This is a genomic window from Luteitalea sp., assembly GCF_022842525.1.
Classification (GTDB): Bacteria; Acidobacteriota; Vicinamibacteria; order Vicinamibacterales; family Vicinamibacteraceae; genus Luteitalea.
In genome coordinates this window covers 35,182-51,033 of the sequence record NZ_JALHPM010000028.1, presented here as the reverse complement: position 1 = coordinate 51,033, position 15,852 = coordinate 35,182, and the positions used below count along the sequence as shown (strand labels likewise).

Here is a 15,852-nt window from a genome sequence, read left to right as displayed (position 1 = left end):
CAATGGGGACGGGGCGGCCGGGGGAGCAGGGCGCCCTGCCCCCCGGGCCCGTGGTTACTTCTTGAACACCGCCTGGACGCTGCTGTTGGTGGTGATCGTCAAGGCGCAGGTGCGGTTGGTGCCGGCGGCCGCGCAGGCACCGAGCCAGCCCTGGAAGGCGAAGCCGTTGGCTGGGGTGGCCGTCAGCGTCATCGCGGTGCCCGACGGCACGCTCGCGTTGCAGCTCTTGCCGCAGGTGATCCCGGCCGGCGTGCTCTTCACGGTGCCCTTGCCGGACACCTTGACCGACAGCGTCGTGCCCGTGGTGCCGCCGCCCGTGCCGCCGCCACCGCCACCGGTCGACTGTGCCGTGAAGCGGGCGGCCACCGTCACGGCGCCGTTGATGGTCACGTTGCAGGTCGCGTCGGTGCCCGAGCAGCCGCCGGTCCAGCCGCTGAAGAGGTACCCGCTGTCCGGCGAAGCCGTCAGGGTGACCAGCGTGCCCGCCTCGTAGGGCGCCACGCACTGGCTGCCGCACGAAATCACCCGGTCGAGGGACTCCACGCGGCCATTGGCCGGCGTGGTCACCGTCAGCGCATCGGGCTGCACGTTGGCGGCCGTCATCTGCACGCTGAGCAGTTCGCCGATCTCGCCATCGGCGGGCGCGGTGCACGTGAGGTCGGCGCAGAGGGCCTCATGCGTGACCGGATCGTACTGGCCCGTGTCGCGCCACATCTCGATGCGCCGGACGACGGCGCGGGTGGTCGGCGCGATGTCGCTGCCGTGGCGCTTGCGCCGACGGTTGCCCGCGATGGTGGAGGTGTCGAAGTGCTCGCAGCCGCTGTTCTCGCAGGTGCCTGGCGTCCACTGGTAGCACTGGCCCGGGAACCACGGCACCGAGTGCGGCAGCGTCCTGGTGGCCCACGACCCGTCGCTGGTGCGGGGGCTGAGCCACGTCACGCGGGTGCCTGTCGGCGTCGCGACCACACTCGGGGAGCCGTAGCGATTGCTCGAGAAGGAGCCCACCACCTGGGTCGGGGCGATGCCGTCGGCCTCGACCTCGAAGCCATGGCGCACCTGTCCGGTGTCGTTGGAGATGTCGAAGTTGCCGAGCGAGCCGCAGATGATGGCCGATTGCGCCTGCGCCGCCGCCGGGGCGAGCAGCGCGGCCAGCGCGAGGGACGACAGGCGGAGGCCGGTGGCCAGGAGGCGACGGGGCACGGAGGTCGTGCCGTCGGACAGAGAGGGCCTCCCCCGGCCCGGTTGATATTGCGGGCACAAGAAAAGGGCGGAGGCTCCCGTCCCCGCCCTCCTCTTCCCCCTTTACCCTTCCTTCTTCCTTCTTCCTTCTTCCCCTACCCTCTACCCTCTGCCCTCCGTCCTACCCCCGTCCTCCCTCCTCGGTCCTCCGTCCTCGCAGGGGTCTCAGAAGCTGACCTTCATCGCGATCTGGATGTTGCGTTCGGTCGTGCCGCAGAGGGCGCACGACGGGTTGGGCAGCATCGCAGTGATCTGGCCGAACAGCGGGTTGCCGAGGTTGCCGTTCGGCTGGGCGAACTGCGGGTTGTTCAGCAGGTTGAACGCCTCGAACCTGAGCTCGGTGTTGAAGCGGCCGAACCGGGTGTTCTTGATCAGCGAGAAGTCGATGTTGAACTGGCCAGGTCCGCGCAGGATGTTGCGGCCGGAGTCGCCGTAGGTGCCCGTGGTGTCGGCCGGCGAGCGGAAGGCCGCCGTGTCGAACCACTTCTCGATCGTCGGGTTGTCGATGGCGCCGTCGGCGACGCGGTTCGGGCGGTTGCCGGTGCCGGTCGACTGGACCCCCTGCGTCTGCGTGACGGTGAAGGGGAGCCCCGAGCGCAGGTAGAGGATGCCGCTCGTCTGCCAGCCGCCGAACCACCGGCCGCGCGCGAAGGGCAGCTCGTACACCCAGCTCGAACTCAACGTGTGGGTGACGTCGTAGTCGGAGGGACCGCGGTTGTACTGCGGGTCGTAGACGTTGGTCAGCGTCACGCCGCCGTCGTTGTCGGAGTTCAGGTCGATCGCCTTGTTCCACGTGTACGAGTTGAGCACCGAGAAGTTGTCGGCGAAGCGGCGCTGCACCTTGACGAAGAAGCCGTGATAGTCGAGCGTGCCGGTGCTCTGCACCTGCCCGATGCTGAGCAGCCCCGGCGACACCCCGAAGTAGGGGCGGTTGACGTTGGGGTTGGTGATGCCGACCACGGGCGGCGCCTGGTTCGGGTCGCCCTTGAGCAGCATGTTGCGGCCCTGCGATCCGACGTACGCCAGCTCGATCATGTAGTTGGTGCCGAGCTGCTGCTGGATGTTCAGGTTCCAGTTGCGCGCGTAGCCGTCACGGAAGTTGATGTCGAAGATCGACCGTGTGGTGCCGGTAGCCGGGCGGTTCGGGTCGACGCCCGGAGGAGGCGGCAGGCCGTCCGACACGCGCAGCGTGGTGGCGCCGGCCGACGTGTTGAGGGCGGTGGACTGCAGGAACGGCGGGTTCTGCGCCTTGGACGAGGACGTGCCGCCGGGCGTGAAGTTCCAGAACACGCCGAAGCCACCGCGAATGACGGTGCGCGCGTTGCCCGACAGGTCGTACGCGAAGCCGAGACGCGGCGCGAAGTTGGTCTTCGAGTAGGTCTGGAGGTGGCGTCCCACGTCGACGCCGGCGATGACGGCGTCTGGCGAGGCGACGACGAACCGGCCGGTCGAGGGGTCGAAGTTCGACTGGCGGTCGTCGATCTCGATCCACGGTACGAAGACGTCGTAGCGCAGGCCGAGGTTCAGCGTGAGGCGGTTGCTGACACGCCAGTCGTCGTGCACGTAGGCGGCCCACTCGGGGCGCTGCTCGGTGTAGGTGTTGGCGTCGAACAGGTTGCGGGTCTTGGTGGTGGCGAAGCCGAGCAGGAAGCTCGCGACGTCGTAGCCGGTGGCCGCGTTGATGGTGCACCCGGTCGCCAGGCCGGCGCAGTTGGACGTCTGGTTGTTGGTGAACGAGAAGTTGCCGACGATGGAGTCGGCGTTGAGGATCTCGCGTGATCGGAGCGTCAGGCTGCCGCCGACCTTCACCGTGTGCCGGCCCTTCAGCCAGGTCACGTTGTCGAAGAACTGGAAGTCGTTCTGGTTGGTGATGAGCGGCTGGTTGCCGTTGGCGCCGAGGTTGCGCACCGTCTGGAACCCCAGCTGCGTCATCGCCGAGGTCACCTCGTTGATGTTGATGCCCGGGATGCCGACGGCGGCCGCCGGGTTGGTGCCGTACGCGATCGGCGTCATGAAGAACTTGATCGAGTTCCAGCCGAAGCGCGCCTCGTTCAGCCAGGAACTGCCGAACGTGTGCGTGTCGTTGAAGGCGAAACTCTGCGCCTTGATGTCGCCGTTGCCCGCCCCGAACGTCGCGCCGGCATCACCGACGGTGGGGATGGTCGCCGGCAGGTCGCGCACGGTCTTCTGGTAGCTGTAGCGGCCGAAGAAGCGGTTGGCCTGCGTCAGCACGTGATCGACCTTGACGTCGAACTGGTCGTCGTTGCGCGTCAGCTCCGGGTTGATCAGGAAGTTGTTGATCGGCTGCCCGGTCGCCGCGCGACTGCCCGCGGTGTTCGGGGCCGGGAAGTACCGCTGCATGATCTGCGCCGAGGCCGGGTCGAAGCGGTTGGCCGGGATCACGTTGCCCGGGAACGGCTGGCCGGTCAGCGGGTCGTAGATGACACGGTTGACCTCGGAGAAGTCGCCCTGGCGCATCCGCTCCGAGGGCACCGTCGACAGGTACGTCTGACCGGCCTTGATGCGCAGGCCCTGGTAGTCGGCGAAGAAGAACGTGCGGTCCTTGATGATCTTGCCGCCGAGGGTGCCGCCGAACTGGTTCTGCATGAAGTCCGGCTTGGGACGGCCGGCGCGGTTGTTGAAGAAGTTGTTGGCGTCGAAGGCGTCGTTGCGGTGGAACTCGAAGGCGCTGCCACGGTACTGGTTGCTGCCCGACTTGATCTGCAGGTTGACCACGCCGCCGAGCGAGCGGCCGAACTCGGCCGAATATGTGCTGGTCTGCAGCTTGAACTCGTCGATGGCATCCGGGCTCGGGAAGATGACCACCGTCTGCAGCCACGTCTCGTTGTTGTCCACGCCGTCGAGCATGTAGTTGTTGTCGCGCGGCCGCTGCCCGTTGGCCGAGAAGGCCGCCGAGGCTCGCCAGGCCAGCGAGCCCGCGCCGTCGATGTTGGAGCCGGGGATGCCGCGCATCACGCCGGGAATCGTCCGGGTCAGGCTGACGAAGTTGCGCCCGTTGAGCGGCAACGCCTTGATCTGCTCCTCCTCCACCGTCGTCGACAGATCGGAGCTGTTGGGCTGCACCAGCGGCGTCTGGGCCACGATCTCGACGGTCTCGGCCATGTTGCCGACTTCGAGCTTCGCGTCGACGCGCACGCGCTGGTCCACGCTGACGGTGATGCCCTCGAGCAGCACCGTCTTGAAGCCCGGCAACTCGACGCTGACCTTGTATGTGCCCGTCGGCACCGAGGGCGCAGTGTACTCGCCGTTGGTGTCGGTGACGTACGTGCGGGTGCGGCCCGTGTCGATCTGCGTGACCGTGACGGTGACGCCGGGCATCACGCCACCGCTGTTGTCGGTGACGGTGCCGAGAATGGTGCCGGTGACCGCCTGTGCCCGAACGGGCGGCGGCGCCAGGAGCAGGGCCGCGGCAAGCACGGCCAGGCCGGACACCAGGGCGGGCACGCCACAGCGTTGCCCGAGGAGTGAGCGCATGAACATCTGACCTCCAGTCAGAGCAGCCCACTCGGCCCGCTCGCACCCCTCACAGGAGCCACAAGGGGCGACCGGGCCTGGTCGATTCTTCCGATGGCACCGGGAGATATCACGGTGTCCCTTCGTGGGTCAAACTGTGGCGGGATGGCCGGTGGCTGGTGCGATACGATGCGGCCGTGCTCACTCGTCTTCCGTCCGCGTCCCGCCTCCTCGTCCTCATCGGCGGTGTGCTCGCCATGGCCTCGCCCGCCTTCGCCCAGCTCGGCGTGCAGCCTGCCGAACGATGGATTCCGATGCTGGACTCGGTCGAACGTCTCGAGGCCATGCGCGTGCCCGATCTGATGGCCAGACTCGGTGTGCAGCGCGAGATGGTGGTGGCCGACGTGGGGGCGGGGTCGGGTGTGCTCACCGGTCCGCTGGCGCTGGCCACCGGGCCGCGGGGCACCGTCTATGCCTCCGACATCGACCCGGCCCTGCTGACCCACATCGAGCAGCGGGCGCAGTCGTCCCGTCTGCCCAATGTGCGGACCGTCCTCGGGTCGTTCACCGACCCGAAGCTTCCGGTCCCCGTCGATCTGGCCGTGATGAACGACGTGCTGCACCACGTCCAGGACCGGCCGGCCTATCTCCAGACGCTGGCCGGGCAGATCAAGCGCGGCGGTCGGCTCGCCATCATCGACTACACCGCTGACGGCACACCCCACAAGAACGCACCGGACCTCGTCGTCTCGCAGGCGCAGGTCGACGAGTGGGCCACGCTGGCCGGGCTCGTGCGCAGCGAGGCCTTCTCGCTCTACACCGACCGGTACTTCGTCATCTACACGAAGAAGTAACGGGAGTCGGGAACCGGGAACCGGAAGCCGGGAACCGGGCGCCCCGTGCCGTATGCTCTCGCGCATGGACCGTCGGCAGATCCTCTCCCTCCCGCTCGCCCTGGCCACCCCCGCGGTTGCCGCCGCGACGACGCTCGCGCAGGGCGCGTCGCCCCTGTCGGTGGCCGACTTCAGTGTCGACGGCCCCCTCGGCTCGCAGGGCGCCACGATCGCGGCGGTGGGCCCCGACCACTTTCGTGTCCGCCTCGGCGCGGCCCCGAACCAGCCGGGGTGGCCCAACAAGCTGAACCTGCGGATCCTGCGCCATGCCCGTGGCCACGCCCTGCGCCTCGACGTCGAGTTCCCGCAAGGTACCGATTACGCGTTCAACGAGTACCACCAGTCGTTCTCGTACGATGGCGTGCACTGGCATCCGGTGGCCTGGGCCCAGGGGTACCTGGCCTCGCCACGCGCCGACACCCTGACGTTTCCGCCGTTCACCGGCGATCAGGTGTGGATCGGGACGCAGACGCCGCTGTCGTGGGACGTCGATGCGCTGGCGCTGATCGACCGGTGGCGCGCCCACCCCGACGTCTCGGTGCACGTCGTGGGCAAATCGCTGCAGGGGCGCGATCTGGTACGCCTCGAGATCACGGCGAAGGACGGCCCCCACCCGAAGGCTCGCCGCTGGGCGCACTACTTCGCCAACCAGCATCCGGGCGAGCACAACTCGCAGTGGCGGTTGGTCGGCCTGGTGGACTGGCTGCTGAGCGAGGCGGGCGCCGACGTGCGTCAGCGGCAGGTGGTCCACGTGGTCCTGATGATGAGCCCCGATGCGCCGGCGCACGGCTGGTATCGCGTCAACCAGCAGGGCGTGGACATGAACCGCAGCTACCGCCCCGCTGGCGCCGACCAGGCGACACAGGCGCACGAAGCCTTCCTGTGGCAGCGCGACCTCGAGCGCCTGATGGCGTCCGACACACCGGTCACCACCATCTGGGCCATCCACACCTGGTCGGGCATCGTCGAGCCCCAGATCATTCCCGGACCGGAACTCAGGGGGGCACGGGGTGACTGGACGACCTTTCGCACGGCCCTGGCCCGCGCCGATCGGCTCGGCCTGATCGAGGCGGTGACGCTGGCGAAGGTCGGGCAGTACGGCAACACCACGTGGACAGATGGCCCACATGCGCAGTTCGGCATCACAGCCGTGCTGTGCGAGGGCGGCGCGGTACTGCAGACGCGCCAGCTCAACGAGGCCTCCGGCGCCGCGATCATGCAGGCGCTCGGCGCCCACTACGCGGGGACCCGCCTGACGCCGTGAGCAGGGCGTGCCGCTCGGCGTGCGTCCCGCGTTACTTCTTCGAGGCCCTGGTCTGCTTCAGGTGGTAGAAGCGGCCGTCCTCGGCCCCACCCAGGAAGTCGGGTACCCCGTCGTCGTCGAAGTCCACGGTCGCCGGGCTGACGTCGTGACCTTCGATGTTGCGTGTCGCCAGCGGGCCGGCGTCGCGGAAGACCCACTGGCCGTCGCGCTGGCCGACCTGCAGCAGCAGGTTGGCGTTGGACGAGTTGACGAGGATGTCGAACCGTCCGTCACCGTCCCAGTCCGCGAACTCGAGCTTGCGCCGCCCGCTGCCCCCTGCCGTGCGGTCGTTCAGGCGCAGCGGCGCGCCCGACTCGTCGACGAAGGCCCGCCGTGGTGCGCGCAGGCGCAGCGTAGCGGCGCCTGTCGGTGCGGCCGTCACCGTCGACGTGCGTTCGAACAGCGCCAGGTAGCCCTCGGTGTCGAGCATCGCGAGATCGGGCAGGCCGTCTCCCGTCACGTCGTGCACGACCGGGGTCGTTCGCCATTGCGTCAGCAGTCGCTTTCCTGAGGGGACCTTCCAGCCCCAGGCGAGCCTCGGCGGTGCGCCGACCCACTCGACCTCGACCGGCGCTGGCGTGGCGAGGGCCGGCGCCGTGCGCGTGCCGACGTTGCGCAGCCACACCACCTCGCCGAGGATGGAGTTCAGCACCAGATCCGGACGGCCATCGACATCCCAGTCGGCGACGCTGAAGGTGGTGTAGCCCCACTTGGCTTCCACCGGCCCCTGAATCGACCCGTTGGGGCCCGCCATGATGCGAAACGGACGGCCGTCCACCTCCAGCCGACGTGGGGCCGCCCATCGTGGCGACCCCACACCGCGACCCGACAGGTTCTCGAAGAACTCGACGTAGCCGGCCGTGTTGCCGCTGAGGATGTCGAGGTCGCCATCGCCGTCCCAGTCGAACGTCTTCGGTGTGGCGAGCGCACCCGACTTCAGCGTGTCGGCCTGTTGCCGGAAGTAGCGCGGCGCCTCGAAGATCGGCGTGCGCGTCGCATCGACCCGACCGGTGTGCGTCACGTACGCGACGCGTCCGTCTTCGTCGCCGACGATGAGGTCCATGTGCCCGTCGCGGTTCCAGTCGAAGGCCACCGGCACGACCATCTCGAGATCCATGCGGAGGCGCGCCCCGGTGGCACTCGGCACCGGGCGCCCCGCGGCATAGCGCGGGGCGGTGCGCGTGCCGACGTTCTCGTAGTACGTGAACGCATCGAGGAACTCGCCGGTCAGCAGATCGAGATCGCCGTCGCCGTCGAAGTCCTCGAAATTCGGCACCGGATTGCCGAGCGGCTGGTCGAGTCGCGTTCCTCCCGCCATCAGCGGTTGCGCCGGTCCGTATCGCGGCACGGCGGTGGTGCCTTCGTTGCGCAGCACGTAGATCACGCCATGCAGCGGACCGTGCATCCATCGTCCGTCGGCGTCGTAGCCGTCGTCCCAGCCGTAGTCCGACCAGTCCTCGGCGGCCTGGACGATGTCGAGGGCGCCGTCGCCATCGATGTCGACGTACTTCCAGACGTTGTGGCGGATGCGCTGGCCCTTCGGCTGCGTCCCGATGAGCGCCGTGTGGGCCGTGGGCGGCAGCGGCAACGTGATCTCGCTGCCGGGCACCAGACCCGACCGGGTGGCCTCGGTCCACTCGGTGTTGGTGCGCAACACCCGCATCCTGCCGTCGACGTAGGACGGCGTCACATAGTGCTGCGTCGGGCCCAGCCGACGGCCGGGCGCGAAGACCGGCATCTCGACCCCCGGGCCACTCCGGTTCTCGAACAGCCACACGCCGTTGGACGGCTTGTCTGGGCACGAGACGAGCAGGTCGACATCGCCATCGCGATCGACGTCCCACGGGAGTGGCCAGGCCCACAGGCCGACCCCCAGGTCCACCACCAGTGCGGGGTCGTTGTAGGCGAGCGGCACCAACTGCCGTTCCTGGGCCGCGAGACCGGAGCCGACCAGCACGAGCAAGGCACTCGCGATCCACCGTTGGCGCATCCGCACACCTTAGCGGTGCCGTGGGGGGATTGGAAAGTCCTGGAGCGACCCCTGTCACCGCACGCTGGGAAAAATCCCGCAGTGCCGGCTCCCTCGCACCGTCCCGAGAGGCCGGGATGCGGGCGATCGTGCGGGGTCGGCCGCGGCGGGACCCTTGCATGTCAGCGTGACCGGGTGTCCACACCGTGCTGACGCTGGCCTTCGCTGCCTTCCTCGTGTTCCACGGCCTCATCCACATCATGGGCTTCGCCAGGGCCTTCGGCTACGCGGCGCTGCCCGGCCTCACCGTCCCCATTTCGCCGGCCATGGGCGTCGCGTGGCAGGTGGCGGCGTGCCTCTTCGTGGCGGCGGCCATCGCCATCTACGCCTGCCCGCGCGTGTGGTGGATCGTCGCCGCGCTGGCGGTGGTCGTCTCCACCGTCGTCATCCTGCCGTCCTGGGTGGATGCCAGGGCCGGCGCCGTGGCCAACATCGTCGTGTGCGTCGGCATCGTCTTCGGCGCGTTGACGTACGGCCCCACCAGCCTGCGCGCCGCCTACGACCGCGATGTCGTGGCCGCGCTGGGGGCTGTGCCCGACGACGCGCGTGCGATCACCGACGCGGATCTCGAGGCGTTGCCCGGGCCGGTCCAGCGGTATCTGCGTACGGCCGGTGCCGTGGGGCAGCCGCGGGTCAGGACGATGGCGGCGCGCATGCACGGACGTATCCGCAGCGCTCCCGACGCGCCCTGGATGCCCTTCGTCGCCGAGCAGCACAACACCTTCGGCCCTGTGCCGGCGCGGCTCTTCTACCTGACGGCAACGCGCGCCATGTTACCCATCCAGGGCTACCACCGCTTCATGGGGGCACCGGCGTCGATGGTCATCAAGGCCGCGGCGGTCCTGCCACTGGTCAGCGTCGCTGGTGACGAGATGACCACGAGCGAAACGGTGACCCTGCTCAACGACCTCGCGATCATGGCGCCAGGGGCGCTCGTCGATCCGCGCATCACGTGGGAGCCCGAGCCCGTCGCGTCCGACGATGCGACCCGCACCACGGTGCGGGCGTACTTCACGCACCTTGGGCGCCGCATCACGGCCGATCTCGTCTTTGCGGCCGACGGGGCCCTGGTGGACTTCGTGTCGGAGGATCGCGCCGCGGCATCCGCCGATGGCGCGACGATGACGCGCCGACGATGGTCGACGCCGGTGGGGACCGTGCGTGCGTTCGGGGCGATGCGGCTCGCGTCGGTGGGCGAGGCCCGGTGGCACGAGGCCGGCCGCTCGTGGGCCTACCTCGAACTCACCATCGACGACGTCGCGTACAACGTGCGCTGACCGACGTCGCCCGGGGGGGACGACCGAGGGCAGAGGCCGGTGGCCCGCTGCCCTCATCCATCCCTACTGGTGTCGGCGACGACGCAGGGCGGCGCCGGCGAGGGCGACGCCCAGCATCGCCATCACGCCTGGTTCTGGCACCTGCAGGAAGCCACGAATCTCGCCGCCGCCGAAGGTCGACGAGTGGATGTTGAAGTACGCATTGCCGCTCAGCATTCCGGCCAGCAGACGCGCCGAGGCCTCGGCGGGCGTCGAGGTGCCGCGGAACCCGGCCGTGTAGGTGAGCGGGTCGGTGAGATCGAGGATGCGGGCGTACGTGCCGCTGGTCACGCCCACCGGGAAGCCCGGCAACGTCCCGGGAGTGACCGCCACGCCAATCGTGCCGGTGCCGGCCACCGCCGTGCAGCAGTGGATATGGGCCACGGTCGTCATCCCACTCAACCCCGAGAACGTGGCTTCCAGCGCGAGGGTCTGCATCGTGGTGTCGAACAGCGCCCTTGCGCTGCCAGAACCGGTGGCCAGCGCCGCTTCGGGACCGAAGGTGGTCACGAACCGGATCACGGCGGCGCTGGCGGGTGTGGAGACGAATGACAAGGCGGTCGCGAGAGTGGCTGCAACCAGACCACGCGAGAAAGACGTCGGAAACGGCATGAGGATGGACCTCCGGCAGGCGCAGGTGCGCCACGGAACTGCAACAGGTTTTGGCGGGCAGCCTTCTGCTTGGACGAGGAGGCGGGCCGTGAGGGTTCAGGGGCGCGTTGCAGGCAGCGACAAGGTCATCGACAGCCCCCCAGCGACCGCCGGCTCCGCGACCAGCCGTCCGCGGTGCGACTCGGCGATGGATCGACAAATCGCCAGGCCCATGCCCATGCCCTGCGGCTTGCTGGACACGAAGGGCTCGAAGACCCGGTCGGCAACGGAGGGCGACAGCCCGGGCCCGTTGTCGCTGACGGTCAGCTCGACGCGGTCCTCGCGGGCCCGTGTCGTCACGGTCACCAGGCGGGGGCCGTCCTGGCGCTCCAGCGCTTCGCACGCATTGAGCAGCAGGTTCACCAGGATCTGCCCGAGTTGCACCCGTCGTCCCTCGACGGTCGGGAGCGTCTCGTCCAGCCGCAGTGACGTCTGCACGGCGTGCTCCTCGAACTCGCGCCGCACCAGCGGCAGCATCTCGTGCACGAGCTGTGTGAGGTTGACGGGCGCCGGGGCTGGATGGCCGTCCCGGAGGAACTCGCGCAGGCCGCCGATGACTTCGGAGGCGCGCAGGCCCTGGACCACGATGTCGTTGAGCATCTCGGCCACCTCGTCGTGTCCCGACGCGCCGGTGCCGAGCAGGTGTTGGCCGGCCTCCGCGTTGGCGACGATGGCCGTCAGCGGCTGATTGACCTCGTGGGCGAGGCTGGCGGCCAGTTCCCCCGCCAGCGCCACCCGCGACACGTGCTGGAGCTGCGTGCGCAGCGCCGTGGCCTGCTCCTCGGCGCCGCGACGGTCCTCGAGGGCCCGGACGCGCTCGGCGTGTCGCCGCTCCAGGACGCTGACGCGCTGGCGATAGAGCCCGGACGTCAGCAGGATCAGACCGGCGAGGCCGGCCACGCGGGCCGCCGTCGTCTGCCACCACGTCGGCAGGACCTCGAGGGCGACGACGGCGGGCGTGGTGTTCCAGATGCCATCCTCGTTTCTGGCCTGAAGCAGGAAGCGGTACTGTCCCGGGCCGGCTGGCGTGAAGGTGGCGGACCGCTGCGCGCCCACATCGACCCAGTCGCGATCGAGGCCCTCGATGCGGACACGGAAGCGCGTCCGCTCCGGGAACAGCAGCGCGGCCGCCCCGAACGTGAAGCGCACCCGGGCGGTGCCGGCGGGCACCTCCACTCTGGAGCCGAGCGGGAGCGCGACGTCGTCGGCCCGCACGGCGTCCACACGCACGACGGGTGGCCGGGCGTTGAACGGGAACCGGCTGGCGTCGATACGCACCACGCCGTCGATGGTGCCGAACCAGAGACGGCCCTGCGCATCGGCGAAGCCGGCGGGCAGGCCGAAGTTCGCTTCGGGCACGCCGCGCTCCGCGCCGAGCACCACCGGCATGAGGGCACGGTGCGTCCCCGCCGCGATCCGATCCACATCGCTGCGGTCGATGACGGCGATGCCGCGATTGCTGCTCAGCCACAGTCGCCCCCGCCCATCGTCCAGCACGCGGGAGATGGAGTTGTCGGGCAGGCCCGCATCGACGGTCAGCGTGGTGATGCGACCGTTGCGCAGGCGACCCAGGCCGCCGCCGTAGGTCGCGATCCACAACGTGCCGTCGGCGTCGGCCAGCACGTCACGGACCGAGCCCCGCGGGAGCCCCTCTCTGGCGCCGAGGCGTCGTACCTCGCCTTTGCCGGCGGCGATCTGGAACACCTCTCCGCTGCCCCCGACCCACAGGGAGCCGTCGGGACCGAGGACCGCCGAGATGAGCGGGGCCGGCAGCGTCAGTTGCTCCAGGACGTCGGTGGCGGAGACCCGTCGGACGTCGCCGTTGCGCGACACGATCCACAAGGTGCCGTCGGGTGCCGGCACGACGGGGCCGAGTTCGGCGGGGAGCGTCACGGGCCAGCGGCGGACGTGGGGGGCCGTGCGCTGCACGCGGTAGACATGCGCGCGCCAGCGGACCCACAGCGCGCCATCCTCGGCCGCCGCAAAGCCGTGCTCGCAGGACCCCGGCTCCGCGGCGACCGGAGACGACTCGCCGTGGATCGTCTCGACCGTGCCGTCCTCGTCGATGTGGTACACGCCAGTGCACGTGCCGGAGACCCACGCGCCGTTCCCCCCGTCGGTGGCGAGGGCGGCGATCGCCTCGAGGCCGGCCTCCCGGCCGAACAGGCGTGTCGGTTGGCGATTGGCGCGATAGAGGCCTCGGCCGTTCGTGCCAATCCACACGGTGCCGTCGGCGTCGATGGCGAGCGCGCGAATGAACAGCCCCGCCGGCAGATCGAGGGGCAGGTCGTGCCGTGCCCATGAGCCGTCGCGCTCGGCCGTGAGGCGCGACACGGTGCCGCCACCGCCCACCCACAACTCGCGATCGCTGACGTGGAGGATGACGTTGGTGGCCTCCTGCAGGGCAGGGCGGATGTCGAGCACCGTGAACCCCTGGTCCGTCACATGGCCCACGCCGCGCGCCAGGCCGACCCAGAGGTCCCTCCCGGTGCCGCCGGTGATGCCCTGGGTCTCCAGGGGCAGCCGCCGGGCGACCGCGCCGGCCTCCGGCGTGAGGGGCACCAGGGCGCCACCGAAGGAGGCCCAGCCCTGGCCGACCCGCGTGTTGGCGAGGGCGTCGACGCTGCCCGGCCCGGCCGGCGGCACGCGCACCAGCAGCCGCCAGGGCGCGGTGCCGTCGCTCGTCCAGATGTCGCCCTGCGCGGTCTGGCAGTAGAAGCGGCCCCTGGCCACGACCAGGCCGATGGCGTCGGGCATCGGGGTCGCCGGGACGAGGATCGTTCGCACCCGTCCCGCCTCGAGATGCCCGAGGTGGCCTTCCTGCGTGACGAACCACGCCGCATCGGGGCCGTCGGCGACCATCGACGTGATGCGATTGGACGCCAGGCCCGGCTCGCGGGCGATGTCCATCACCTCGAAGCGTGCGCCATCGAAGCGGGCCAGGCCGCCGAACGTGGCGAGCCAGAGCTCACCATTGGGCAGCGCCACGATGTCGTTGATGGTGTTCTGCGGCAGCCCCTCGGCCGTCGTCCACCGCGCGACGCGATAGTCGAGGAACTGCTGGTCGGCGACGGCAGGGCCGGCCGTCATCGCCCAGAGGACGACGACGAGGCGGAGCCATCGGCGAGGGGGCAGGGCCACGGACGGAATCCTGGGAGGCGTGGGTATCGACACGGCGTGAGCCGTAGCGATCCTAGGAAACCGGCGGGCGAATGCGAAGCGGAAAGCGGCGTGGGCCGCGTCAGGACCGCGCGGCCGTCATCGCGACGACGGGCACCGCGCGATTCAGCCCCGGCACCGACCGTCGGCGCAGCTCCCGCGTCGCGGCGAAGCCATCGAGTTCCGGCATCTGCACATCCATGAACACGAGGTCGAACACATCGCGATCGAGCCGAGCGAGCGCCTCGGCGCCGTCCTCGACGACGGTCGGCACGATGCCCAGTTTGCGCAGGATGCCCACCGCCACGCGCTGGTTCACGGGATTGTCTTCGGCCAGCAGCACACGCAGCCCCTGGTGCGGCCCGACGGGCGCCGACGCCGTCTCTGGCGGGGCGGCGGGGACCGCGGCAGGCAGCGGCGGGGCGTCGGCCGGGCACGCCGTCACGGCGCGCTCGAGGGCCTTCGCGAGGTCCACGCGGCGCACGGGCTTGGTCAGCTCGGCGACGAAGTGGCTGTCGTCGCTCTCGACGCCCACGCGATGGCGTCCGACCGTGTGCATGCAGATCAGCTGCACGTCGCGCAGCGCCGTATCGGCCTGCACGGCCTGCGCCAGAGCCGCGCCATCCATGCCGGGCATGCGGAGGTCGACGACGCCGATGCGTATGGGAGGGCCCGCGTCGCGCGCCATCCGCAGCTGCTGCGCAGGCTGCGCGTGACGTTCTCGAGCTCCGCGCGCAGGCGCTGCCCACGCACGGCTCACAGTACTGCCTCCAGCGGAGCCGCCCCAGGCTCAGCGGGGCAATCGGCATCACCACGGGACGCCTGCCGTCCGTGCAGCTGAGACAGACCGATCCCTGTTGTGTTCCACGACAGCTGTGCATGGGGCAGGCAGGCCGGCGCGGCGCCGGATCGCCGCCTGTTGCAGGTATTTCCGAGCAAAGACCGCGCGTGTGGACAGGGCACACGTTTCGCACCCCATGACCTCGTTGTGCGCGGCCCCTTGCCCGGAGGCAGGGACTGGTCCGCACAGGGAGACATGAAGATGACGTCATACATCCACCGCATCAGCCTGGGCCTCGGTGCCACGGCGCTCGTCCTGGCCACGGCCGCGTTCGCGCAGGCAGCCCAGCAGACGACGACCGACAAGGCCCGTGAAGCCGGCCGCGAGGTCAAGCAGGACACCCGTGACGCCGCCCGCGACACCGGCAACGCCGTCACCGACTCGTGGGTGACGATGAAGATCCACTCGCAATTCATCCCCGAGGACGCGCTCGAGGACAGCGACATCGACGTCACGACGCGCAAGGGCGTCGTCACGCTCACGGGCACGGTCGCCAGTCTGGCCGGCCGCGACCGCGCGGTGGCCATCGCCAAGGCGACCGACGGCGTGAAGAGCGTCACCAACCGCCTGCGCGTGGCGCGTGAGCGGGACGACGACGCCGTGGCGGCGACGGGTGCGGCCGCGCGTGAAGGCGCGCGCGAGACGAAGGACGCGGCGCGCGGGGCGGGTCGGGCGGTGAGTGACGGCTGGCTGACCTCGAAGGTCTACGCCGACTTCATCGACGAGGATGCGCTCGAAGGCAGCGACATCGACGTCGACGTCAATGCGGCCGTGGTGACCCTGAAGGGCACCGTGGCGTCGCAGGCCGGCTCGGACCGCGCTGCCGAGGTGGCCAGGGGCATCGAGGGCGTCAAGTCGGTGCGCAACAACCTGAAGGTCACGGCTCGCAAGTAGACCGCAGGGGAGGGGCCGCGTCATGCGGCCCCTCTCCCCGCGTCAGATTCGCG

The 15,852-nt window shown here is 70.0% G+C and carries 10 protein-coding genes; 4 read left to right on the top strand and 6 right to left on the bottom strand.

What is annotated here, in order from left to right; all coding sequences use genetic code 11:
- Nucleotides 1-54: 54 nt before the first annotated feature.
- The gene (locus Q0C41_RS08225) at nucleotides 55-1,200 is read right to left on the bottom strand and encodes a hypothetical protein (RefSeq protein WP_291982702.1); all 1,146 of its coding nucleotides are present in this window, start codon (nucleotides 1,198-1,200) and stop codon (nucleotides 55-57) included.
- 204 nt (nucleotides 1,201-1,404) lie between these two features.
- Nucleotides 1,405-4,734, bottom strand: coding sequence for a carboxypeptidase-like regulatory domain-containing protein (locus Q0C41_RS08220; RefSeq protein ID WP_291982700.1), 3,330 nt, complete (start codon nucleotides 4,732-4,734; stop codon nucleotides 1,405-1,407).
- A gap of 176 nt (nucleotides 4,735-4,910) precedes the next feature.
- On the opposite strand from Q0C41_RS08220, the gene Q0C41_RS08215 reads away from it, so the two are divergent.
- Both Q0C41_RS08215 and Q0C41_RS08210 read left to right on the top strand, forming a co-directional pair.
- The gene (locus Q0C41_RS08215; protein ID WP_291982698.1) at nucleotides 4,911-5,567 is read left to right on the top strand and encodes a trans-aconitate 2-methyltransferase; all 657 of its coding nucleotides are present in this window, start codon (nucleotides 4,911-4,913) and stop codon (nucleotides 5,565-5,567) included.
- A 64-nt stretch (nucleotides 5,568-5,631) separates the two neighbouring features.
- The gene (locus Q0C41_RS08210; protein WP_291982696.1) at nucleotides 5,632-6,870 is read left to right on the top strand and encodes a M14 family zinc carboxypeptidase; all 1,239 of its coding nucleotides are present in this window, start codon (nucleotides 5,632-5,634) and stop codon (nucleotides 6,868-6,870) included.
- Between the two features lie 31 nt (nucleotides 6,871-6,901).
- On the opposite strand, the gene Q0C41_RS08205 is transcribed toward Q0C41_RS08210, so the two are convergent.
- Nucleotides 6,902-8,899 carry a VCBS repeat-containing protein gene (locus tag Q0C41_RS08205; RefSeq protein ID WP_291982695.1) on the bottom strand — a complete coding sequence of 666 codons (1,998 nt, stop codon included), beginning with the start codon at nucleotides 8,897-8,899 and terminating at the stop codon, nucleotides 6,902-6,904.
- A gap of 185 nt (nucleotides 8,900-9,084) precedes the next feature.
- Between Q0C41_RS08205 and Q0C41_RS08200 the strand changes: the two genes are divergently transcribed.
- Nucleotides 9,085-10,215 (top strand): DUF6544 family protein, encoded by a 1,131-nt coding sequence (locus Q0C41_RS08200; RefSeq protein ID WP_291982693.1) that lies wholly within the window; start codon nucleotides 9,085-9,087, stop codon nucleotides 10,213-10,215.
- 63 nt (nucleotides 10,216-10,278) lie between these two features.
- Here the strand turns inward: Q0C41_RS08200 and Q0C41_RS08195 are convergent, their stop codons facing one another.
- The 3 genes from Q0C41_RS08195 to Q0C41_RS08185 form a co-directional block, all read right to left on the bottom strand.
- Nucleotides 10,279-10,809 carry a CHRD domain-containing protein gene (locus Q0C41_RS08195; protein ID WP_291982690.1) on the bottom strand — a complete coding sequence of 177 codons (531 nt, stop codon included), beginning with the start codon at nucleotides 10,807-10,809 and terminating at the stop codon, nucleotides 10,279-10,281.
- A gap of 153 nt (nucleotides 10,810-10,962) precedes the next feature.
- A complete protein-coding gene (locus Q0C41_RS08190; RefSeq protein ID WP_291982688.1) occupies nucleotides 10,963-14,046 on the bottom strand; it encodes a two-component regulator propeller domain-containing protein in 3,084 nt (1,027 codons plus the stop codon).
- A 100-nt stretch (nucleotides 14,047-14,146) separates the two neighbouring features.
- On the bottom strand, nucleotides 14,147-14,752 hold the full coding sequence (locus Q0C41_RS08185) for a response regulator (protein WP_291982686.1): 606 nt from the start codon (nucleotides 14,750-14,752) through the stop codon (nucleotides 14,147-14,149).
- Nucleotides 14,753-15,100: 348 nt separating this feature from the next.
- Between Q0C41_RS08185 and Q0C41_RS08180 the strand changes: the two genes are divergently transcribed.
- Nucleotides 15,101-15,799 (top strand): BON domain-containing protein, encoded by a 699-nt coding sequence (locus Q0C41_RS08180; RefSeq protein ID WP_291982685.1) that lies wholly within the window; start codon nucleotides 15,101-15,103, stop codon nucleotides 15,797-15,799.
- The last annotated feature ends 53 nt before the right edge of the window (nucleotides 15,800-15,852 follow it).

What these genes read in the sequence shown, in the direction of transcription:
- Q0C41_RS08205 (WP_291982695.1), bottom strand. Translation starts at nt 8,899, where the DNA reads ATGCGCCAACGGTGGATCGCGAGTGCCTTGCTCGTGCTGGTCGGCTCC.
- Q0C41_RS08220 (WP_291982700.1), bottom strand. Translation starts at nt 4,734, where the DNA reads ATGCGCTCACTCCTCGGGCAACGCTGTGGCGTGCCCGCCCTGGTGTCC.
- Q0C41_RS08210 (WP_291982696.1), top strand. Translation starts at nt 5,632, where the DNA reads ATGGACCGTCGGCAGATCCTCTCCCTCCCGCTCGCCCTGGCCACCCCC.
- Q0C41_RS08180 (WP_291982685.1), top strand. Translation starts at nt 15,101, where the DNA reads ATGAAGATGACGTCATACATCCACCGCATCAGCCTGGGCCTCGGTGCC.
- Q0C41_RS08185 (WP_291982686.1), bottom strand. Translation starts at nt 14,752, where the DNA reads ATGGCGCGCGACGCGGGCCCTCCCATACGCATCGGCGTCGTCGACCTC.